The following is a 23,215-nucleotide window of genomic DNA, read 5'->3' as shown; positions in this document are numbered from 1 at the left end:
TATTGACATTAAGTCCTAATAAGCGTCCTTTCTACCAACAAGGTCAAAGAGCTATGAGACTTATTCTGTCTGCATTCTAGCCCTTTTTGTAGCCCCTTAAGATGATACCAATGTTAGACATGGTTGTTCTAAAGAGGAGTGGATTGAACCAAGGCGATCGCGCAAACAACTACCCCTACGTCCACCAATCACAGCTTGAATTTCTGCCACGATGGAGAGAGCAATTTCTTGGGGCGTTTCCGCAGCAATATCTAGTCCCACTGGATTATAAATTCTTTGTTTTTGTTCAACCGTGACAAAGATGTTGTCTTTAGCCAGATCATCCCACAATTTTTGCATCCGGCGTTTTGGGCCTAACACCCCCAGGTAACGCACTGGGGACGGAATTAGAGTCTTGAGAAATTCTAAATCGCTCAGATAGTGGTGTGTCATGACAACTGCCACTGTTTGCGGTGTTAACAAATGTTGGTAAGAGTGAGGATCATCTGGTTCACACCAGAGAATTTGGTCAGCTTGGGGAAAGCGATCGCTCGTTAAAAACCCTGGTCGATGATCAATTACGGTAACGTGCCAACCCAGATGTTTAGCCAATTGCACTACGGGAATCGCATCATATCCTGCTCCAAATACGAGTAGTGGTACTAACGGCTCAATGACCTCGATCAACACATCAACTTGACCTTCGGGTAGGTTATAGGATTGTACGCGAGTTTGTTTTTCCTTTAGTACATGGCGAGCGTCTGTTTCTATAGTTTGAGCAATAACAGCGTGAGAAATATGATTGATAACAGTGCCATCCCATTTCAGCATCAGTCGGGAACCAACTGTAATATCTGACACTCCATCTATTTTAAAGACAGTAGCGATCGCCCCTGGTTGCCCAGACTGCAAACACTCTTGAATGAAAGACATCTGACTGGCAGCAGTTTCATCACCCAGAGGTTCAATTAAAACATCCACAACGCCATTACACCCCAAACCAAAGCCAAACACAATATCTTCACCCGATGTAGTGTCATATCTCACCACCATCGGCTCACCACCGTAGAACATGAGTGATTGCGCCCGTTCAAAAACATCGCCTTCCAAACAACCGCCGCTAATGGCACTAATCATCTGTCCATCTTCAACCAGTAGCATTCGCGCTCCTGGTCGGCGATAAACAGAGCCACTTGTTTGTACAACTGTTGCTAAAGCAGTCAGCTTTCTGGACTGTTGGCTTTGTGCAAATGCTTTCAAGATATGCTGTAACTCATTCATTACTTATTACCTACTTACTGAGTAATCAACTTATCTGGTGTAAATGGTAAACTCCGCAATCGTTTGCCTGTGGCATGATAAATAGCATTGGCGATCGCCGCCGCTACACCTGTAATTCCGATTTCACCGACACCACGCGCCCCCATTGAATTGGCATTCAGATCCGGCTCACCGACAAAGACAACTTCAATGCGGGGGATATCTGCGTGTGTCGGTATATGATACGTTGCTAAGTCATAAACGACGGGGTAGCCACTGGCGGGGTCAAAATGGCATTCCTCCATCAGTGCTTGTCCAATTCCCATAATTACACTGCCACGTATTTGACTGGCGGCGGTTTTGGCGTTGAGAATTCGCCCCACATTGATCACCGATAGCCAGCGAGTTACCTGCAAGCGCCCAATTTCTTCATCTACACTCACCTCGCAAAAGTGTGCGCCCCAAGAATAAAAGGTAAATTTTTTATCCTTGTCATTAGGAGTAGTTGAAGCAGTAACTTCAATAGCGGCCCTTCCCGACTGACGCAACATAGCGATCGCCTCTGTTGCTGTTTTCGCTTTAGCTTGTTTGAGCAAATCTTGGCAAGCCTGATTTACAGCAGGCATGAGAGAACCCGCCATTGATGAGCCACCCGCCAAGCCACCATCTGGCATAATTGAGTCCCCTAGTTCTACGCGCACCTTCTCCACAGGTAACCCTAGAGCTTCCGCCGCCGTCATGGCAACTATTGTATAAGTACCAGTGCCGATATCGTTCCCAGCCGTCAACACATGGGCAGTACCATCAGATAACAGCCGCACCTTGGCTGTACCCGCCCGCCGATAACAGGGGAAACTGGCCGCAGCCATCCCCCAACCGATTTGTAACCCATTACGGGTCATGGCTCGCGGTTGTTTGGGACGCTGACTCCAGCCAAATTGCTCGGCTCCCACTCGCAAGCACTCGGCAAAATATTTGGCAGAGAAGGGTAAATTTGTTTTTTGATGCGCTTGAGTCTCATTGAGGAGACGTAGCTGTACAGGGTCTATCTGCAAAGTCCAAGCTAACTCATCCATTGCTGACTCCAACGCCCACATCCCCGGATTTTCACCAGGTGCGCGTAAATATGTTGGTGTAGGGACATTTAGCACTGCTAAATCTTGCTGTAAGCGGAGATTCGGCGCACTATACATTACAGGTGGAATACTGGTGCAAGGTTCGACAAAGTTTTCTACGGTTGAAGTAGCATTCTTAACAATATGTTCAATCGCCATCAGTTTGCTCTTGGAGGTAGCTGCCAGACGTAGTATTTGCTCAGTGGAGGCGCGGTGTCCTGTATTGGTAGTCATTTGGCGACGGGAAACCACTACTTTTAAAGGACGATTAATCTCCCGTGCTACTGCTGTACAAAGAATGGCGTGAGGCCAGGGAAAGATTTTGCCCCCAAAAGAACCGCCAATATAAGGAGTGACTACGCGGACTTTTTCCCGTGGAATCCCCAGTAAATCAGCATAGGTACGTTGCGATATTACTACCCATTGCGTCGGCTCATAAATTGTCACCGAGTCGGCATTATGCCAATGAGCGATGATGGCATGAGGTTCTAGGGGAGAATGCAGTTCTACCTCTGTGGTGTAGGTAGCCTCCAGAGTAGCGGCTGCTCCTGCTACCACTGTGGCAAAATTGTCCTTTGTCAATTGTCCTTTCTGGAACTCATAATCCTTTTGATTGATATAGCTGGCTTTGTTGGTATCAATCAGGGGTGGCTGCGTTTCACACTCCACTTGCACCAGATTGGCGGCATCACGCGCCCGCTCTAAAGTATCTGCAACCACCAATCCAATGATTTGACCTGCGTAATAAATGCGGTCATCAGACAAGGGTAATCTGGATTCGGAAATTTTAGATGCTTGCCAGTCATTGGCAGGTTTAAAGATTTTGGGGACATTGCGGTGAGTGAAGATAGCCAAAACTCCTGGCGATCGCTTGGCTGTTTCTATATCCATGCTGCGAATACGTCCGTTAGCGATGGTTGCAGTTACCAAATAGCCATACATCAGCCCTGGAATTTGATGTTCTGCGGCATAAGTTGCATTTCCCGTTACCTTTGCCCGTCCATCTTTGCGATTTACCGATGTGCCAATTACTTTACTCATCCTACTCCCCCTCCCTTAGCTGCAACGGCGATCGCTCGGCGAATGGCTCGTTTCGCCAATTCAACTTTGAAATTGTTGCCAGTCAATGGTTTAGCATCCCGCAAAGCTAGGTCTGCTGCTTGCCGTAAGGTGTCATCCTGCACTGATTTACCGACTAAAAACTGTTCCACTGCCAACAATCGCCAAGGTTTGTGGGCTACGCCACCCATTGCCAATCGTGCATTACGGATGCGTCCACCAGATAAATCGAGGGCTGCGGCAACGGAGACTAAAGCAAAAGCATAGGAGGCGCGATCGCGTATTTTGAGATACACTCCAGATTGAGCAAAGGGCAGAGGCGGTAGGGTTACGGCTGTAATTAACTCCCCAACTTCTAAATTAGTGTCGCGTTCTGGAGTATTACCGGGGAGACGATGAAACTCTGCAAAAGGTATCTGACGTTTGCCCCGTGGCCCTTCGACTTCCACCACGGCTGCTAAAGCTGCTAAGGCCACGCACATATCAGAAGGATGTACAGCCACACAGCGATCGCTAGCCCCCAAAATAGCATTACTACGGCTCACACCAGTTATAGCCGGACAGCCAGACCCTGGTTGCCGTTTGTTACACCCAAATGCCGTGTCGTAATAGTAAGGACAGCGAGTGCGCTGCATCAAATTACCCCCGACAGTCGCCACATTGCGAATTTGTTGAGATGCACCTGCCAGAATCGCACGGGATAACAGAGGATAATTGCGCCGGATTTGCGGATGATCTGCCGCAGCAGTATTCGTTACTAACGCTCCGATGCGGATGCCGCCCTCTGGCGTAGGTTCAATTTGCTTGAGATCCAAGCGAGACACATCAACTAGTTGCGATGGCTGATCCAAAAACACCTTGAGGCGATCAACTAGATTTGTACCTCCGGCGATGACTAGGGCAGACGGGTTTTTTGATGAGTGGGCGATCGCTTCTAGTACAGATGTAGCACGGACGTAAGAAAAATTATTCATGTCCCTACCTCCCGAATCAGCATGAGAGCATCAGGTGGAGGTGGAGTTTGTCCGGCGGCTTGTTGTACTGCGGTCACAATGCCGTTATAAGCACTACAACGGCAGAGATTCCCACTCAAACGTTCCCGAATTTCCACTTCTGATATATCTGCAAGTTTTGGAGGATGGGTCAAATCAGGCGTTACCACACTGCTTGCACCGCGTTGAACTTCATTAAGTAGGGCAACAGACGCACAAATTTGTCCCGGCGTGCAGTACCCACACTGGAAGCCGTCATTTTCTATAAATGCAGCTTGCACTGGGTGCAATTGTTCACCCCTTGCCAAGCCTTCAATTGTCACGATTTGTTTACCTTCCTGCATGATTGCTAATGAGAGACACGAGTAGACTCGCTCTCCCTCAACTAGCACCGTACAAGCACCACATTGACCATGATCGCATCCTTTTTTCGTGCCTGTGAGTGCCAATCGTTCCCGCAGCGCATCCAGTAGTGTCACACGCGGCTCAATCATGACGGTATGCGGTTTTCCATTAATGGTCAGCGTTACCTGTGTTTCACCTTGGATGGGAGAATTGCGATCAGGGGCAGTTTGCGGAGTTTCCCTAGCTTCGACGGTATTGAGCAAATTGGGAGCAGCGATCGCAGTTCCGGCGGCAGTTAAAGCTTGTCCCAAAAACCATCGTCGGGAACTTGTCGATGGTTTTCTGTGTTCCGGTGGCATTGTTTTTTCTTCGAGCTTTTTATTGAGAGTGTCAGCTTAAGCATGGCGCAACTCAACTGCTGAAGGATAGTAAATTTTGGACATCTCTCGCTCTACCAATCCCCGACGCACAATTTCATCCGACAGAGATTGCCGATGCCGAAAATACTTAGATGGAGTGGTGTGCAAAAAATACTTAAAGTCTTTGATAAAATGATTCTGATCGTAGTAGCCCAAGTCCAGGAAAAAAGATGAGTCGTGATGAGCAATTTCGTGGAATTTCTTGTAAGTATTCTTAAACCTCAAAACACGGGCAAAAGTTTTAGGACTCAAGCCAACGTATGTTTTGAACTTTCTTTCTAAGGTTTTATAATGTACATCTAGGTGGTCTGCGAGCGCGTCAATACGCAGATTGCCTTGTTGTTGTAGAATGATTTGTAATGCTTGACCAATAAGAGGTTCGGGTAAATCTGCTGTTAAAAGCCGCTTAAGAAAAAATTTATTGAGTAAGTTAATTCTGGATTGATCGCAGTCCGCTTCATAGATTTGTTCATACAATTCTTGCAACACAGAAACCGATAATTCATCCGGTTTTAATATCTGATTTGCTAATAAATTAAGTGGTTGATGCAGCAATACAAATAAACCAATCGGCTTAATCTTCACACCTAACTGATTTAAACCACCATTGAGATCAACCATCACTGAAAAATCCCGCTCACCAACAATATGAACTGTGTTGATTACACGCTCAATCTGCCGATCGCGATCGTGCCAGAAATAAGACGTTCCATAATTGAGAATGAGTTCTGTATAGCCATCTGGCAGGATGAGTTCTCGTCGGAGTTTGCTGGCTTTGGTAGTTCGCAAAATCCAATAACAGCCAATATAGGGAGTCAATAGTGGGTGTGGATTAATAACCTGATAGTAGGGACTATCTGTTGTCTGCTGCATAAAGCTACCATCACCTGTCTTGATAAATTTCTTGATATTTGACAAATTGGATTTATATCAAAAACAATTGTCCAGATTTTGCCAGATTACTCAAGCTCACCCGTCTTATTTAGGTAATGTTTTCATTTAGTTAGAATTATAGTTCAAAGTATCCTTACATCTAGTGTTTAATCAGGATGGAATTATGAAGGTATTGATTCTAGGTGGTACTCGATTTCTAGGACGACATTTTGTAGAAATCGCTTTGAATCAGGGGTATCAGGTAACTCTGTTCAATCGAGGACAAACCAATAATGATTTATATCCCAATGTAGAAAAATTAGTAGGAGATCGCGTCAAAAGCGACCTTGCAGCTTTGCAGGGAAGAAAGTGGGATGTCGTCATTGATACTGCCGGCTATTTTCCCAATCTGCCTCACTTAGTGAGGGACACAGCAGAACTATTAAAGGATTCAGTAAATACTTACGTATTTATTTCTACCATTAGTGTCTATCCTGAATTTCAAGCTAATGGTGATGAAACACTACCGCTTTACCCTATAAATCAAGAGCTTCCTCAAGAGATGAATGCTCAAGCCTATGGCACACTTAAAGCTATGGCAGAGTCGGTAGTGCAAGAAGTTTACGGTGAGCGAGGGTTAATTACTCGTCCAGGATTGATTGTTGGCCCCTATGACAATACTGGACGTTTCACCTACTGGATACGGCGGATTAGTGAAGGAAGGGAAGTTTTAGCACCGGAGAGTCCTGAGTTACCTGTGCAGTATATCGATGCACGAGATTTGGTGCAATGGATTTATCGGCTAATATCAACTCACAAAGCAGGAGTATATAACGCTGTAGGGCCTGATTACTCTCTGAAGTTAGGTCAATTTTTAGCAACCTGTCAGCAGGTTACTGGCTCTAATGCCACATTCACATGGATTCCAGGACAAATTTTAGAATCACAAGGAATACAACATTGGCAAGAGTTACCTCTGTGGCTTCCGCCAACGATGCAGAATACATTCCCTTGTTTGAGTAATAGCAAAGCACTGGCGAATGGATTGCGTTTTCGTCCCTTAGCTGAAACTATTCGTGATATTTGGCAATGGGATCAAGTCGAACAGCCAGAATATGCCAGTGGTTTATCACAAGATAAAGAAACCGCTATACTCTGTATGATGAGATGATTTATCGCTTAAAACCTTTTTCCGTACATTTTTGGACTGATTGTATCAAAACAGGTAAGGATTTTTAATTATTCTCCTTTCTTGCGGATCTGTGGCTGGAGAAGAAAATATGATCGCTTTTTTAGGCGCGAACGTATGAAATTTAAGGTGTATCTTTCAATACCTTCGCCAATTTACGAGGGTGAGATGATGATACTTTAAGCATTAACTCCCATTTCTTTGAGGGTTGCCAAAACAATCAGTCCTAAAAATTCCTTTAAGGTTTCCCACAAGGATTTTTTAACGTATTGACGGCAGGATAAGGGTTCATCCGTGAGAGGTTAAGAGAATTGCACATTTGTCAAGAGGGTGCAGGAAAAGGAGATAAATCCAGCTTAGAGACTGGTTTTCGTAGGGCTTTGACAACTCCTAAGTCTTGGTTTTCGGAAGCGGCAAAGTACTTAATGGGGTCATCCGCCTTTCCTTTGTCATAAGCAACGCTCTTCATGGTACAAACCACGATAAATCATCTCTAAAGAAATCCGGTCAAATGGGAGAGATAATTCATCCGCAACAGCATCGCCTAAATCAACTAACACAGCATAAAATAGCCAAGTAGCCCATACTTGTAACTTGACTCCGTTAATAGAACCAGTCCACAAATAAGATAATCCTAATAAACGTTTAACAGAATAAAAAGCTTCTTCAATTCTCCATCTTCGTCCATATAAGTCAGCGACGGCGTAGGGAGGTAAAATTTGAGGGTCAAGAACAGAAGTAATATAAGAATAGCTAGTTTTACCAACTTTGATTTCGATTAAACGTAAAGTGAGAACTGGTGCGCCACGACGAACAGTACCTAATTGGATTAATCGGTCTTTAACTAAGTGGTCATAACTAAAAATTTTTAAATACTTAATAGCTGCTGAGTGCTTTTAGACGAGTAATAAAATGAACTTCTTGGTCAATAAGTTGTTGAAAGAAATGAAAATGATAAAAACCTCTGTCAAGTAAAATCAGAGTTTTAGCAGATAATAAATTCAGTAGTGGAAGCTCAAAATTAGTTTCTGAAGCGGCGGGGTTGGTGTGAAACCAAACCTCAATGGGTAAACGAGTAACCAAATCAATAACTGTACAGATTTTTCCAGCTAACTGACCTGTTTTCAAGTCCTCCAGACTTTTTAGCTTGAGAAATAAAGCGTTATTAGTAGAGCCATCAGCTATCCATATCCGATCAAAATGCTTGAGAGCAAACTTAATGCTATCTGGAAGCGGTCGTCTGAGCCTTTGTTGCCAATTGAGATGTAATTGAGGTATTAAATCTTTAAATACTCGCTCAAATAACTCAGATGGAAATACTAAAAATCTTTCTGAAAGTGATTTTTGAGCAATTGTTGTGGCACGACACCATAATAAATCTTCTCTAGCTAATAATCTAGTTAATTCTTGTACCCCAGGAACTTGCCGCCACAACAGTGTTAACACTACTGCCACCATCAAAGATAAATTGAGAACTCTATCTCGCAATCCTAGTTGCTTATAATATTTTTGTTGAGCAAAGATGGCTGGAGTTAATAAAGCAACGAAATTGTTGAGAGATAGCTTCATTATTTATGCTAGGAGTGTTGTGCCGTTGTGCATGGTCAGAGTTTCGTTTTGCAGCTTTAGGCATGGTAGTAAACTCAGTTTTCTATCACCTGGTTTAATTACTGAATTTACCTAACAATGTGGTTCAATTCTTCCCAAGTTATTGTGTTGTTACAATACTTTTTCGTTCCATATTTTATCTGCTAAAAATTTTTATGATAATGATAATCAAAAAGAGGGGGAAGGAGGCGAGCGTCGCTCGCCTCCTTCCCCCTCCCCCCGCCGCATGATTATCATTTCTATTTAGATAAATTTGAGTATTTTAGCTCATTGACAAAACACACCTTAGTCTAAAACCTCACGAGTGATAAGGGTTTCAGATTCCAAACTACATTTTCATCAAACCGCTTATATGTTCTTAGTTTTGCCGTTTTTGCCAAAATTTATCTAGGCTCTTATTTTGGCAAAGGTATTGATACTAACAAAGCGTATTTTTAGACACATTCGCCCCGTCTCAATTGGCAACCTGACATTGAGATCCAAACGAAAAGTACCATAGGGATTAACGCAACTCGGCGTAAATAGAAGGTTCGTGTCACCAAGTGCAGCCTATGGCTATAAATCTTATACAGCAACAGTTACAGAGATTGATACGAGATTTAAGCGCAATGGCTACGCCCGCCGCAGGCATCGTAAAAAGATAAGTTGCACAAATCTTTTTCTAGCGCAGAGACAGTAAAAAAACATTGCCTAAAACGAAGCTTGGAGTACATAAAAGTATTTGTTTCAAAGTATTATTGCTCCGTCTCGAAACTAAAAAACATTGCCTAAAAGGAGACAAACTAGGCAATGTTGTAATTAGTATTTCTTACCAATTAAGGCTAAATAAAGGGTGATTTTTACTAAATTTTACAAGGTTGCCCCTGGTTGCACGAACCTTCTATTTACGCCAACTCATTGGATAGAAGATTGTAGTGAACTACACTAAAGCTATCTTTGAGGAGCATTCATGAAAGCGATCGTCCCGCTGTAGGTAATCGCGCAACCGTTTTGAGAGGTAGTAGCTAGATGTAGCGAACTGGGTATTCTGTAGATGTTATCGTCACAATCTGGCATGATCGCTAATAAAATCAACAGAATCATTTATGAGTGAAGAACTGAAGCGATTAATGCTGCGAATTTTAATTGTCGAAGATGACCCAATGATGAGGATTGGGTTAAAACATACACTCTCTACTTATCCTCAGCTTGAGATTGTGGATATAGCAGAGGATGGATATTTAGGTGTAGAGGCAGCGATCGCACTCCAGCCTGATGTAGTGGTGATGGATGTGGGAATGCCACACAAAGATGGCATTGCAGCTACACAAGAAATTAAGAAGGCTTTACCTAATATAAAAATTGTCATGCTCACCTCCCATACTTCGCAAACGGAGGTAGTTGCTGCACTTTCTAGCGGTGCTGATGGCTACTGTGTCAAAGGAACGAGTGCAGAGCAGTTAGTGAAAGCAATTGATGTGGTTCATCAAGGAGCTACTTATTTGGATGCTCAAGTAGCAAAAACCGTGGTTGATCAACTTAAACCCGTTACAGCCGCATCTAAAACTACTCAGTCTATTCCCCCTGGAACATTATCAGACAGAGAACTAGAAGTGTTGCGTTTCATCGTTGAAGGCTACAGTAATCCAGAAATTGCTAAAGCGTTATATCTGAGTGAGCATACAGTCAAAACCTATGTTCGCGGAATTATGAATAAGTTGCTAGTGAATGACCGAGTACAAGCAGCTGTAGTGGCATTGCGATCGGGCTTGATGTCGTGATTAGACTGAGAACTGCTATATAGGTAGAGTAAACCAGAAGGTAGCACCATTACCCGGACTACTGATCGCTCCAATCTTGCCGCCATGAGCCGTGATAATTTGCCGACAGATGTAGAGTCCTAAGCCTAAACCAAGTGATTGACGATTATTAGGGCCACGGCTATAGAGTTCAAATAAGCGATCGCACTGCTGTTGTGTCATCCCTACACCATCATCTTGAACAGTGCAACGGATTTGGTTGTTGAGATGTTCTCCTACAACAGCATCCAAGGTCAAATTTACCCCCGGTCGGTTATAACGCAGTGCATTTAAAAGTAAATTTTCATACACTCGGCGCAGATGGAGTGCATCGGCATTCACAGGGGGTAAATCAGTGGGAATCGTATATGTTACTGTGGCGTTTGCTTGCTGGATAAAGGGTTGTAAGTCGGTAATCACAGATTTGACTAAATCATGCAGTTTCACTCTTTGGTGATGTAGTACAATTCCATGTACTTCGGTTTCGTGTGCTTCTAACAGTGAGTTAATTAAAGCAACCTGTCTATCGCCACTGTCAATTATGTGCTTGAGTAATTCTTGGGGAATCTGTGCAGTGTGTTGTTCAGGATGCCAAAAAGTTTTTAAAGTCATCACCATACCGATTACAGGATTGCGTAAATCATGAGATACCGCATGGAGAAAAACCCTTAGTTGTTGACGTAATTCAAATTCCCGTTGTAGCGATCGCTCATATAAAAATACGCCCACATCGGCGACCAAGCAAATCAGTATTGTATAGAATATGCCCAAACCATAGGCAGCTGGGACAATCACATTCGGATCGCGCCAACCCAACAGCATCGCGATCGCAAAATAGCCAATCACAGTTACTTGCGTTATGAGATGCGATCGCCAATGCACAGGAATTAATATAGCTTGAATCGCATAAAATAAAATCCACATATCCCCATCAAAACTAGCTTGTCCTCGTAATGTAGCGATGATTTGAGACGGCATTAGCACCAATCCGCTCAGTAGTAGAAACATTCGTTCTGGAGACTTCTGGAATACATTAGATTTAGCTAATAACAAGCCAATACCGACACTTAAAATTTGAGTAACTGCCACTTCTAAATATTGGCGCATCCGGTTGGCATCAAATATTAATTTCGGATCACCTGAAGCATTCAAGCTAGGAATAGTAATGGTGATATGAAAAATCGTTACCATTACCAAAACAATGAAAACAACCCAAGCGAGTAAACGAATCCGACTAGGGAGAAATTGCTGTCGCCATGCCAAAAATTCTGACGAAAAAATTACAGTATTAGGTCGTTTTTTGCTACTAATATGATTAATTAATCGTCTCATAAATGTTTTACTTAGTAACGACATAAATACCTTTTTGCTATTTAAAAAAATAGAAATTGAATATCTAAATATCAGAAATTAACTCAATGTAATAAAAACCAAAATTTTATACTTTTAATAAGTGTCACATTCTTTTTTCTAAAAGGTAGATAGCAGTTCTAAATCAATTGGGAGAAACTAGACTCCCGACATTTTAAAAAAGTCGGATATTTGAACACTGCAAATTCTCACAAATCAAATACGATTGCTATAACAAACTTGATTATATAAATTACAATGTTTTATTCGCTCCACCCAAATGGTGTAACAGGTTATCTCACTCACCCGATTCATCCAATCGGGTGAGTTAACCGAGTCAAACAATCGCGGGAAGTAAGAGCAAGATACCTAGTTTTATGATTCGGTCATGGCATTTAGACAAGCGTTGATAACTTATGAATACTCTACTTACTCATCCTAAATTCAAGCTGGCTTCCCATGTGATAAATCACACAACAAGGACATAAATATCATTCTTCCCTATTCCCTGTTTTCAAACAGACTTATGTTATGACCACATATTTAGAAATTCCTGTAATTGGTAAAGTTAAGCATCCCTATCGCTGGCTAGCGGGACTAGCCGCAGGTATTTTAGTTGTTGGTACAGGTGCGACCTATTCCCTTGTAAATCAGGGAACAAGCCAAGAAGACATTGCAGCACTTACTGTCCCAGTAGAAGCCAAAAATGTGACTTTACGGATTGCTGCCAGTGGTAAGGTCTTACCAGTTCAAAGTGTAAATGTTAGCCCAAAACAGCCAGGAATTGTTGCACAACTAAAAGTAGAACAAGGCGAACGCGTGCTTGCTGGACAGATTATTGCGGTCATGGATAGTGCCAATGTGCGGGCGCAAGTTCTCCAAAACCAAGGCAACTTAGCACAAGCTTTGGCACAACTTGCCGAAGCCCAAGCTGGTAGTCTTCCTCAAGAAATCGCCCAAGCCCGTGCGCGACTGGCACAAGCCCAAGCTCAATTAACCGAAGCACGGGAGGGAAGTCGTCAAGAGGATATTGCTAAAGCTGAGGCTCAGGTAAATCAATTTCAGGCACAATTGCAACAAGCCAAATCTCGTTTAGAACTAGCGGCTCAACGGGTTAAGCGCAGACAATACCCTGCATCCCAAGGCGCGGTGTCTCGTGATTATTTAGATGAAGCATTAACTGAAGAACGTAATGCCAGAGATAATCTCGAACAAGTCCAAGCAAGTCTTCAAGGTGCAAGACAAGAACTAGCAAGGTTGCGTAATGGTTCTCGTTCCGAAGAAATCGCCCAACGAGAAGCCGCCGTTTCAGAAGCACAGGCTGCATTGCAGCTTTTAGAAAATGGTACCCGTCCTGAAATCATTGCCCAACGCCAAGCTTCTGTAGCTGCTCAAGAAGCACAACTAAAAGCAGCACAAGTTCTATTACAAGATACGATCATCCGCGCTCCCTTTGCCGGAATTGTGACACAGAAATATGCCAATGACGGCGCTTATGTAGCACCATCTACTTCTGCCTCTTCTAGTGCTTCGGCTACTTCTAGTTCGATAGTTGCCTTAGCCAAAGGTTTAGAAGTGCTGGCGCAAGTTCCAGAAGCTGATATTGGCAGAATCAAAGTAGGACAGCCAGTAGAAATTACTACTGATGCCTATCCCGATCGAGTATTTAAAGGCCGTGTTCGCCTCATTGCTCCTGAAGCTGTTAAGGAAGAAGGCGTGACATTATTCCAAGTTCGTGTAGCTATAGATACTGGTATAGAAGTATTGCGCTCTGGTTTCAATGTGGATTTGACCTTTTTGGGCGACAACGTTAATGGTGCGCTACTAGTACAAACAGTAGCGATTGTTACCGATAAAGGAGCAACTGGGGTTTTAGTGCCAGATGCCAAAAATAAACCTTTGTTTCGTCCGGTCACAATTGGAGCGCAAGTCAAAGACCAAACGCAGATTTTATCAGGACTCAACGCAGGCGATCGCATATTTTTAAATCCACCCCAAGACTATCAACGCGAACAGGCGAAAAAACAACAATGAATTTCTTAGAAAGTATGCAAATGGCAGGCAAAACCCTGTTAGCTAATAGATTACGTAGCACCTTGACAATGTTGGGTATTGTTATTGGTAATGCCTCAGTAATTGCCATGATTGGTGTTGGTGAAGCAGGGCAAAAGTTTGTCAATCAGCAATTAGAATCTTTAGGCCCTAACGTTCTCTTTATTATTCCAGGTAATCAAGAAACTCGACGCATCAGTACCGATATCTCCAAGAATTTAGTATTAGCAGATGCCCAAGCGATCGCTGCTCAAGTGCCATCAATAGCGGGAGTTGCGCCGGAACTCAATGGCAGACAGTCAGTTAATTACCTAAATCGCAATACTAATGCCAGCATCATTGGTACAACTCCTAGTTTTCCCCAAGTGCGAGACTTTAAAATTGCCCAAGGGCGATTTTTTACAGACATAGATATTAAGCGTCAAAACCAAGTCACTGTTCTGGGTGAAGATTTAGCACAACGATTATTTGGTAATCTCAACCCCATCGGCGAACAATTGCGAATTAAAAATAGTAGTTTTCAAGTCATTGGCGTATTCAAAGGCAAAGGCTCTAGTATCGGAACCAACTATGATGAGGCGGCTTTGATACCAGTAACTACCGCAGCCAACCGCATTATCGGGAGGAATTCTCCCTATGGTATATCTCTCGATTACATTGCTGCTTCAGCTCGCAACGCCCAGAGTGTAGATGCTGCCCAGTTTCAAATTACTAATTTACTACGCTTACGGCACAAAATCACTGGTGAAGATGATTTTACTATCAACTCTCAGAAAGAGATTTTACAAACAGTTGGTCAAATCACTGGTGGATTAACAATTATGTTGGCAGCGATCGCGGCTATCTCTTTAATTGTGGGCGGTATTGGTATTATGAATATCATGCTTGTCTCCGTAACTGAACGCACCCAAGAAATTGGATTACGAAAAGCGATCGGTGCAACAGAACAAGATATTCTTCTCCAGTTCATAATTGAGGCAATCATTCTCTCCGCCGCAGGTGGGTTAATTGGTACAGCTATTAGTGGTGGTGGAATTTTGCTCTTAGGTGCTTTGACACCATTAGAAGCGGGAATTTCTCATGTGGCAATTGTCATGACAGTGGGCGTTTCCGGCAGTATAGGTTTATTCTTTGGCGTTGTGCCAGCTCGTCGTGCTGCCAAACTCGATCCGATTGTGGCTTTAAGAAGTGCTTAAGTAGGCAGAAGGCAGAAAGTAGAATGGATACTCAATTTCAAATCCAAAATAATCAATTCAATATTGAACCGCCAGAGATAATTCGCTTAGAAAATATCTCTAAAGTTTATGGCAGTGGCGAAACAGAAGTAAAAGCCCAAAACAATGTCAATTTAACTATTTATCAGGGTGAATATTGCTCGATTATGGGGCCATCTGGTTCTGGTAAATCTACAGCTATGAATATTATTGGCTGTTTAGATCGTCCCACATTAGGAAATTATTACTTAGATAACATTGATGTGGCACAGATAGATGATGAGAAATTAGCACATATTCGGAACCAAAAAATTGGCTTTGTCTTCCAACAATTCCACCTTTTACGCCAATTAACGGCACTAGAAAATGTCATGTTGCCGATGGTATATGCTGGTGTCAAAGCTAATGAAAGACACCAAAGAGCCACGGAAGCCTTGAAGCGGGTAGGTTTGGAAAAACGTTTGCATAATAAACCAACTCAATTATCTGGCGGACAACAGCAACGAGTAGCGATCGCTCGTGCTATTGTTAACCGTCCTGTATTACTGTTAGCAGATGAACCAACGGGTGCCCTTGATTCGCATACAACTCAAGAAGTATTAAATATCTTCGGCGAACTCAATGCTACTGGTATCACAGTAGTAATGGTAACTCATGAGCCTGAAGTTGCCCGCCAAACCCAACGCATCGTCTGGTTTCGTGATGGTGAAGTGTTGCACTCTCACCTTACCCCTGCTGACTTGAGCCAGATGGTAGTTTCTTGAACAGAATTAAACCTGATTCACTTGTAAGGTAACTTATGTTTGAGCAAAAGTTTCTACGTCTAGATGGGTTTACAAAAGCAGAACGGATTGGAATGACTGCTCGTGTAAGTGAGGCGATTAACAAAGCAGGAGCTTGGATTACTGATTTTCACTTATACTCGAATATCTTAATCTGCATCAACTTTGAAGTACCAAGCGCCTACGTGGAAAAACTGGCTATATTTCTCCAACAGACAGGGTTGCATTTGAGCCAAGAGAGCTTGTCCCAACTCATGTCTGCTCATGAATCTGCTAATGACTCGGCGCTCAAAGACAAAGAGCTAGTAGGAACATTGCAAATTACATTTGTACATAACGAACCCGACTTGCTCCGAGAGGTTCCTGCTGTTCCGGGATAAGAGACAGGGCGAACGTATCTAAAATATAGAATTTTCAAACTTTATCCACTCTACCCAAATTGGCTAATAGTTAATTTCACTTCGCAGATTCATCCAATCGGGTGAGTTAATCGAGTGAGACAATTGCGGGAAGTTTTAATGAGATGCCTGACTTTATGATTTGACCATGACATTCATAGAGGCATTGAGAGCAGATGGATACTTTACTTGCTCATCCTAAATTCAGACTAGACTTCTCTTCGCTGAAGCGGAATACTGCTATGAAAACAGAAGAAAACTCTTTTCACGATGGTGAGGTTTTGGTTGAACAAAATCAAATTATTGAGCATTTGCGTCAGGTTAAAGCAAATTATTGTCTGGAACGTAAAACTTTTTGGTAAGCAATGTTTTGTTCCTCAAGCTGTGACAAAAACAATCCGTTATAGACTCACTGCTTTTCAGTTATGTACCTATGTTTGCAGGTGTAATCATACTGGCGATCTCCAACTTGATTAAACCAGTACCAAAAGCCCTATCGACAATTAGGAGAAAAATTATGCAACTAAACCGCAAAAATTATACTTATTTATCTGTACTTGTTTTAGCCGTAGCTGGAACAACTGGAGCATCAATGCAATTATCACAGCCTGCAAGGGCTGGAGAATCAGTCCGAGAATGTATACAAGCACTCATAGACGATGGTATCTCTGAAACTAATGCAGCGATCGCTTGTCGTGGTCAGCGAAATAGTAATTGGGATAACTATAAAAACGGAAGCACATACTTAGAACTACGGGCAAGGTCTGGGCCAACACCAGAAGGACGCTGGCGTTATTCCGCCCCTGGTGTACCTTACGATGTTATGCAAAGAGCTGGCTGTCAAAATGTCAGTGGAGATGATTGGCGTTGTCCGACTCGTAAACTGCGAGTTTATGTTCACAATCATCAGCCACAATATCTAGAATTACGGGCAAGGTCTGGGCCAACACCAGAAGGACGTTGGCGTTATTCTGCCCCTGGTATACCTTACGATGTCATGCAAAGAGCTGGTTGTCAAAATATCAGTGGAGATGATTGGCGTTGTCCGACCCGTAAACTACGAGTTTATATTCATAATAATCTTGGCTCGTCTATCCAGTTTCCTCAACCGCCAGAAAACCCAGCAATATTTCCATTTTAAGGCAAATTAAAATTATTTAGCACTAACATAAGTTTCTATTTTGTTGTTATTGGCAGTTCAAATTTATGAATCAAATGAAGTGGTATAACGAACCTAGTACCTGGAATGAACAGGCAGAAATTATTTCTGTTAATGCAGGAGGAAAAACTGATTTTTGGCAAAAGACTCACTATCATTTCATGCGTGATAATGGCAACTTTTACTATCAGGAAGTAACAGGTGACTTTACAGTTGAAGTCAAAATTATAGGACAATATCTGGCTTTATATGACCAAGCCGGATTGATGATTCGGGAGAACGAAAATATCTGGCTTAAATGTGGCATTGAGTACGTTGAAGGAGTGCAGAATGTCAGTGCGGTAGTGACGAGAGATTATTCAGATTGGTCTGTAGTACCCTTATCACAACCACCTGTTGCTCTATGGTTGCGCCTACAGCGCCGCTTAGAAACTTTAGAGGTGCAATATTCTCTAAATGGTGAGAATTATCAAATGCTACGACTGGCATATCTTACCCACGCAGAAAAATTACAAGTAGGGCTAATGTGTGCATCACCTCAAGGGGACGGTTTTGCAGTTGTTTTTGAAGGTTTTAACATTACTCAACCATAGTAACATCACAAACTAAATGACAAAATATCTGTAATCATATGAACATCACTCAAGTTAATCAAAACCTACAAATTGAATGGGAATGGCATGAGCAATTACTAGCATTAAATCCCAAGAGAACTTTTGTAATTCCCCTCAATCATATCGAAGCTGTTTCGACTAATAAACCAGTAAGTAGCTGCCTAGAAATCCGTACCCCTGGTCTGGTTATTCCAGGAATAATCAAAGCAGGAATTTACTACAGTAACAGAGGTAAAGAATTTTGGTACGTGAAGAAAAACCAAGATTATTTAACTCTAGAACTTGAGAATGAGCTTTTCAAGCGAATTATTCTCTCAATTGATGCAAATCAAGCTTGGCTAGAACACATTAATCATTATATACACAGCAACTAAATATTAGTTTTGTAGAAAAAATGAGTGAATAATAAACTCCATTAATTATGGCAGTAAACTTAGCATTATAGTTGAAGATATTGCCTGTCAAAAATGTAACCATAACTCATCTACAGTATCGAAATATGTCACTTATTTACAAGTTTAAAGTATTCCAGGCACTAAGTATTTTAAGCTTAATCTCTACTAGCAGCATCATGGCATCAACTTCAGCACTAGCTCAAAGTTTTGACAAACCAAGTGCCAAAATCAAAGTAGAAAGAAAATCAGGAAATTGCCCAGCTAATGTAGGGTTATGGTGGATGCTATTTGGTTTTGAAGGAGGAGCAGATCATATTGTGGTAGCTGACATTAAACCTATTGCTGATAATACCAAAGTTATAAAATCTCATCAAAAATTAGTCGAGTACGAAGCTCCTTTACTACCAAAATATGCTTCTTGCGTGGGAATAGCAAGTTTAAATATGTATAGTTTTCAATTTCGCAATAGTAAAGTGTATTTTCGCGTTAACTTAGAAGGAAGAGATGGATATCTAAAAATTATTAATAAGCAATTGGCAGGTGGTAGACCTTATGTATTTTGGCAAGCAGCAGAGTAAAAATTAGCTAATATTAGCAATTTTACTACTATAAATTAATTCTACCTAGTGAAGATATGCCAAAAATACCTGCTGTTACTGTTCAGCAGGTATTACATTTTTTAGCTATGGTTTGAATATTTATGCTGCACTTCACCTGATTGTATGAATCATTAAGCCAATTCAATTACATACAATCTTTAGATTCCCTATTTTGGTTCTTCCGTACCTGTTATGCCAAATTATTAGTTAAACATCAAATGAGCAGTTCTATGCACCCAAACTACCAAAAATAGGTGGTTATTTATACAAAGGTATTGCCACTAAATGTGAGCGATCGCTTCACTCAATCAATGAAGATGCAGAGATGATGGGGAGCAGAGGAGAAACCCCATAGATAAATTATATTTTTGTTTTTCTTTCTAGTTCAACCATATTTGTCCTGATATTATGTAAATCAATATACCGATAAATTCAGCTATCAAATAACTGTGCAGTTACAACAAATCATCAAAAATTTCAGTCAAGAACGTGATTTTGTTGCCACAATTCTTGATACGATTGCTGCTTTAATTATAATCCTTGATAAACAAGGGCGAATTGTCTGTTTTAATAGTGCTTGTGAGGCAATAACTCAATATTCATTTGCCGAAGTAGAAAATAAATTGTTCTGGGATATATTTTCACTTCCAAAAGAAATAGAGTTAGCTAAATTAGAATTTAATCAGATAAATACTGAACAACTTCCCAAAACATCCGAAAGATATTTATTAACTAAAGATGGAAAACAGCGATTAATTGCTTGGACAGTAAATACTCTTGTAGATGAGAGCGGAAAACTTAGTTATGTTATTGCTACTGGTCAAGATATTACAGAAAGCAGAAAAGCAGAAATCTCTCTTCAACATAGTGAAGAAAAATTTCGGATGATGGTTGAAGGTAGTGAACAAGTATTTTTTTATGTTCACGATAACAATCATATATTTGAATATATTTCTCCCTCAGTTCAGACAGTATTAGGATATACACCAGAAGAATTAGTTGGAAAAGAATGTGAATATTTTTTGATAGATGATGCTGCTAAAGCAGAAGCTATTGAATTAACTGATAAAGCTTTACTAACAGGGGAACGCAATAAACCATTTGTAGTAATTTCACGCCATAAAGATGGGCATTCCTTATTCACTGAAGTTGTAGAAACACCTGTGATAATTGATGGTAATGTTGTGGGGATGCAAGGATTTATCCGCGATATTACCAAACGTAAAATTGCTGAAATAGAGTTATGTCAGCAAAGAGATTTTAATACTACAATCGTGCAAACTTCTCCAGCTTTTTTTGTGGCTATCAATCCAGATGGTACAGTGAGGATGATGAACCAAGCAATGCTGAATGCCCTTGATTATACTCTTGAGGAAGTTGTAGGTACTAATTATCTTGCTAATTTTGTCCCGACAGAGCAACAAGAAATGCTGGCGCAAGTTTTCCAGTCAGCAAATGTACAAGAATTATTACCCAACCAAGAAAACTATGTATTAACTAAAAGTGGTAATAAATTACTTATAGACTGGCATGGCAGAGCAGTTTTTAAAGAAAATGGGGAGCTTAACTTCTTCTTTGGGTTTGGAATTGATATTACTGAACGCAGACAAGGGGAAATTCAATTACGTGCAGCCGCCCAACGAGAGCGATTAATTGCAGAAATTGCGCTGAGAGTTTTACAAAGTTTGAATTTAGAGGAGATTATCAACACTACAGTAACAGAAGTTCGTCAATTTCTTCAAGCCGACAGAGTATTTATTAGCAACTTTAATGATATTTTACAAAGTAAGATTTTCGCTGAATCTGTAGCTATAAATTGCCAACCAATTTCAGAGGTTTTTTTAAAATATAATGATTATATTCAAGAAATAAAAAGTTTATTCTCTCAAGGAGATTTACAAAAAATTGATGATATCAGCCAAATCCAACTTTCTCCCAAGCGTGCTTACTATTTCGCTAAATATCAAGTAAAAGCTTGTTTAGCAGTACCAATTATGGTGGGGGAAAAGTTTTTTGGTACATTGGTTGTTCATCAATGTTCGAGAGTGCGTCATTGGCAGCAGGTAGAAATTGACTTACTGCAACAATTAGCAACACAAGTAGCAATTGCTATTCAAAAAGCTCAACTCTTTCAACAAATCCAATCGCTCAATCTCGGTTTAGAACACAAAGTACAAGAAAGAACTGCTCAATTGCAGCAAAGAATGGTAGAAATACAAGATTTATATAAACGCCAAGATGAGTTTTTACACGCTGTCTCTCATGATTTACGCACACCCATTACAGGGACTTTGATGTTATTAAAACACTGGCAACAATCACCTGTAGAAAATATCTCTTTACCTCGGAATATTTTAGATAGAATGATTGAGAGTGGTGAACGCCAACTGCATCTAATTAACTCATTGTTGGAAACACATATTAGTGAGACTCAAGGAATTTCATTACATTGTGAACCTGTAAAAATTAGTGAATTAGTGAAATCTATTACTGAAGATTTAGAATCATTATTTGTAAAAAATCGTGCAACTATTCATAATTTGTTTTTGGATGATTTGCCTCTTGTGAATGCAGATTCTTTGCAATTAAGGCGTGTATTTGAAAACTTAATCAGTAATGCACTAAATCATAACCTTCCAGGGTTACAAATTACTTTGCAAACAAGCTTAGAAGGAGAAATGATCCGTTGTCTAGTGCAGGATAATGGTGTGGGTATGAACGAGGAACAATGCTCAGAAATATTTGAACGCTATTCTAGAGGCGATCGCCTCCGGGGGGGCGTAGCCCATCGCTCTCGTTCTACTGGTATTGGTTTAGGATTATACCTCTGTCGCCAAATTATCACAGCACATGGCGGAGAAATTGGAGTCCATAGTAGTCCAGGTAAAGGTGCAACTTTCTGGTTTACCTTACCTATCGCTTAAACGTGGATATGCACGTAACCCATAGCTCAAAAAAGTAATCTTGCCTGTTTTATCCCGCAGGAAAGCAGCATTTCCTATCTGTGTGTTCCCTAAAAATACCCCAAATGTGTCTGGGCGGAGCGATCGCAATTCGAGATCCGGTTGTCCTGCAAATTTAGTCTTAAGCTTGCCTTGTTCTAGAACAATTGCCAGAGTACCTAGCTTCCCTGTAATTCCAGAAACAGAATAGTTTCCCGTATAGACTTTGAGTTCGGTATCATCTAATTTAATTGAAGGTGCAGGATTGGCTTTTGGCAGTTTCAGTAAAGATTGTGTAGCTGCTTCCAGAATTGGGGTAGAGTTAAAACTTACTTTATTAGCCAAAATTACAATACCAAATTTCTGGGATGGGATGGTCTGTAGTGCAGCACTATAACCATTAATTGAGCCGTCATGCCCAATATTTGTAATGTTGTCATTTTTCGGCTCGACAATTAAACCTAAGCCATAGCCCACATTCAATGAGGCAATTTTCAACACAGGCGTTTTCATTGCTTGCATAGAACTTGCACTCAATACGGTTTTGCCATTGAGTTTGCCATCTTCTAGGAGAAATAATACCAAGCGGCTGAGGTCTTCCACCGATGAAAAGACAAACCCTGCGGGGTATTCAGCGACGTTATCAGGATTAGGGCGCACAGTTTCTAGTCCGGCTTTGCCTGGTTGATAACCCACTGCTAGGGGATAGGTCAAAGCAACATTAGGTAATAAAGTTGTACGCGTCATTCCCAAAGCAGGAAACACATTTTTGTCCATGTAATCAGCATAATTCATCCCGCTTACCCGTTCGATTAAGCGTCCGGCAACTGAGAAAGCCGGATTGGAGTAACTTAATACTGTTCCCGGTGGTGCAAACGCGCTTTTTGGTGTCAGGCTGGTAACGTAATCTTTGAGCGCAGCCGCATCGATACGTCCGTAAGGCTCACCCCCATCAGCAAGTCCTGAGCTATGGGAAATAATTTGTCGGACTGTAAGTAGGTCGGCGGAAAAATTTACAAGTATGTAACAAACAGTTAAGCAGAAGAATGAGAGTTAAATCTAACACGTTGTGTACTGTAGTTTCCCTTGGATG

Annotated in this window: 20 protein-coding genes and 1 pseudogene; 12 read left to right on the top strand and 9 right to left on the bottom strand. The window is 41.4% G+C overall.

The features are described from left to right. Window positions 1-96: 96 nt before the first annotated feature. Genes H6G76_RS31885 through H6G76_RS31865 form a run of 5 tightly spaced genes read right to left on the bottom strand, consistent with a single transcriptional unit; the run spans window position 97 to window position 6,042 of the window. On the bottom strand, window positions 97-1,260 hold the full coding sequence (locus tag H6G76_RS31885) for an XdhC/CoxI family protein (protein WP_190709841.1): 1,164 nt from the start codon (window positions 1,258-1,260) through the stop codon (window positions 97-99). Window positions 1,261-1,274: 14 nt separating this feature from the next. Next, window positions 1,275-3,395, bottom strand: coding sequence for a xanthine dehydrogenase family protein molybdopterin-binding subunit (locus H6G76_RS31880; protein ID WP_190709839.1), 2,121 nt, complete (start codon window positions 3,393-3,395; stop codon window positions 1,275-1,277). Beyond that, window positions 3,392-4,387 carry a xanthine dehydrogenase family protein subunit M gene (locus H6G76_RS31875; protein ID WP_190709837.1) on the bottom strand — a complete coding sequence of 332 codons (996 nt, stop codon included), beginning with the start codon at window positions 4,385-4,387 and terminating at the stop codon, window positions 3,392-3,394. The genes H6G76_RS31880 and H6G76_RS31875 overlap by 4 nt, the downstream gene beginning before the upstream one ends. Beyond that, on the bottom strand, window positions 4,384-5,109 hold the full coding sequence (locus H6G76_RS31870; RefSeq protein ID WP_190709835.1) for a 2Fe-2S iron-sulfur cluster-binding protein: 726 nt from the start codon (window positions 5,107-5,109) through the stop codon (window positions 4,384-4,386). Before H6G76_RS31870 ends, H6G76_RS31875 begins: the two co-directional genes overlap by 4 nt. A 36-nt stretch (window positions 5,110-5,145) precedes the next feature. Next, entirely contained in the window at window positions 5,146-6,042 is an 897-nt protein-coding gene (locus H6G76_RS31865) for a helix-turn-helix transcriptional regulator (RefSeq protein ID WP_190709833.1), read from the bottom strand. A 184-nt stretch (window positions 6,043-6,226) separates the two neighbouring features. Between H6G76_RS31865 and H6G76_RS31860 the strand changes: the two genes are divergently transcribed. Next, a complete protein-coding gene (locus tag H6G76_RS31860) occupies window positions 6,227-7,213 on the top strand; it encodes an NAD-dependent epimerase/dehydratase family protein (RefSeq protein ID WP_190709830.1) in 987 nt (328 codons plus the stop codon). Between the two features lie 352 nt (window positions 7,214-7,565). On the opposite strand, the pseudogene H6G76_RS37455 reads toward H6G76_RS31860, so the two are convergent. Together H6G76_RS37455 and H6G76_RS31840 are read right to left on the bottom strand one after the other, a co-directional pair. Continuing rightward, a pseudogene (locus H6G76_RS37455) lies at window positions 7,566-8,800 on the bottom strand (IS4 family transposase); the annotation flags it as partial. Window positions 8,801-9,769: 969 nt separating this feature from the next. Further along, a complete protein-coding gene (locus tag H6G76_RS31840; protein ID WP_190709827.1) occupies window positions 9,770-9,922 on the bottom strand; it encodes a hypothetical protein in 153 nt (50 codons plus the stop codon). Window positions 9,923-9,924: 2 nt separating this feature from the next. On the opposite strand from H6G76_RS31840, the gene H6G76_RS31835 reads away from it, so the two are divergent. After that, entirely contained in the window at window positions 9,925-10,599 is a 675-nt protein-coding gene (locus tag H6G76_RS31835) for a response regulator transcription factor (protein ID WP_190709825.1), read from the top strand. A 15-nt stretch (window positions 10,600-10,614) separates the two neighbouring features. On the opposite strand, the gene H6G76_RS31830 is transcribed toward H6G76_RS31835, so the two are convergent. After that, window positions 10,615-11,949 (bottom strand): sensor histidine kinase KdpD, encoded by a 1,335-nt coding sequence (locus H6G76_RS31830; protein ID WP_190709823.1) that lies wholly within the window; start codon window positions 11,947-11,949, stop codon window positions 10,615-10,617. A 549-nt stretch (window positions 11,950-12,498) separates the two neighbouring features. Here H6G76_RS31830 and H6G76_RS31825 point away from each other — a divergent pair. From H6G76_RS31825 to H6G76_RS38165, 10 genes are all read left to right on the top strand, one after another. Then, a complete protein-coding gene (locus H6G76_RS31825; RefSeq protein WP_190709821.1) occupies window positions 12,499-14,001 on the top strand; it encodes an efflux RND transporter periplasmic adaptor subunit in 1,503 nt (500 codons plus the stop codon). Then, on the top strand, window positions 13,998-15,215 hold the full coding sequence (locus H6G76_RS31820) for an ABC transporter permease (protein ID WP_190709819.1): 1,218 nt from the start codon (window positions 13,998-14,000) through the stop codon (window positions 15,213-15,215). Before H6G76_RS31825 ends, H6G76_RS31820 begins: the two co-directional genes overlap by 4 nt. A 23-nt stretch (window positions 15,216-15,238) precedes the next feature. Further along, window positions 15,239-15,997, top strand: coding sequence for an ABC transporter ATP-binding protein (locus H6G76_RS31815; protein ID WP_199337604.1), 759 nt, complete (start codon window positions 15,239-15,241; stop codon window positions 15,995-15,997). 35 nt (window positions 15,998-16,032) lie between these two features. Next, a complete protein-coding gene (locus tag H6G76_RS31810; RefSeq protein WP_190709817.1) occupies window positions 16,033-16,395 on the top strand; it encodes a hypothetical protein in 363 nt (120 codons plus the stop codon). A gap of 194 nt (window positions 16,396-16,589) precedes the next feature. Further along, window positions 16,590-16,775 carry a hypothetical protein gene (locus tag H6G76_RS31805; RefSeq protein ID WP_190709815.1) on the top strand — a complete coding sequence of 62 codons (186 nt, stop codon included), beginning with the start codon at window positions 16,590-16,592 and terminating at the stop codon, window positions 16,773-16,775. Window positions 16,776-16,930: 155 nt separating this feature from the next. After that, window positions 16,931-17,554 (top strand): hypothetical protein, encoded by a 624-nt coding sequence (locus H6G76_RS31800; RefSeq protein WP_190709806.1) that lies wholly within the window; start codon window positions 16,931-16,933, stop codon window positions 17,552-17,554. Window positions 17,555-17,619: 65 nt separating this feature from the next. Beyond that, window positions 17,620-18,165, top strand: coding sequence for a DUF1349 domain-containing protein (locus H6G76_RS31795; protein WP_190709803.1), 546 nt, complete (start codon window positions 17,620-17,622; stop codon window positions 18,163-18,165). A gap of 38 nt (window positions 18,166-18,203) precedes the next feature. Beyond that, a complete protein-coding gene (locus tag H6G76_RS31790; RefSeq protein ID WP_190709801.1) occupies window positions 18,204-18,560 on the top strand; it encodes a hypothetical protein in 357 nt (118 codons plus the stop codon). A 197-nt stretch (window positions 18,561-18,757) separates the two neighbouring features. Then, complete coding sequence (locus H6G76_RS31785; RefSeq protein ID WP_190709799.1) at window positions 18,758-19,159, top strand: hypothetical protein; 402 nt, start codon at window positions 18,758-18,760, stop codon at window positions 19,157-19,159. A gap of 470 nt (window positions 19,160-19,629) precedes the next feature. Beyond that, a complete protein-coding gene (locus H6G76_RS38165; RefSeq protein WP_190709797.1) occupies window positions 19,630-22,104 on the top strand; it encodes a PAS domain S-box protein in 2,475 nt (824 codons plus the stop codon). On the opposite strand, the gene H6G76_RS31775 is transcribed toward H6G76_RS38165, so the two are convergent. Further along, window positions 22,090-23,145, bottom strand: coding sequence for a serine hydrolase (locus H6G76_RS31775; protein ID WP_190709843.1), 1,056 nt, complete (start codon window positions 23,143-23,145; stop codon window positions 22,090-22,092). The genes H6G76_RS38165 and H6G76_RS31775 overlap by 15 nt on opposite strands. Window positions 23,146-23,215 lie beyond the last annotated feature (70 nt).

The organism is Nostoc sp. FACHB-152, from assembly GCF_014697475.1.
In the GTDB taxonomy this organism is placed as follows: domain Bacteria; phylum Cyanobacteriota; class Cyanobacteriia; order Cyanobacteriales; family Nostocaceae; genus Nostoc_B.
This window is presented reverse-complemented; position numbering and strand designations above follow the sequence as displayed.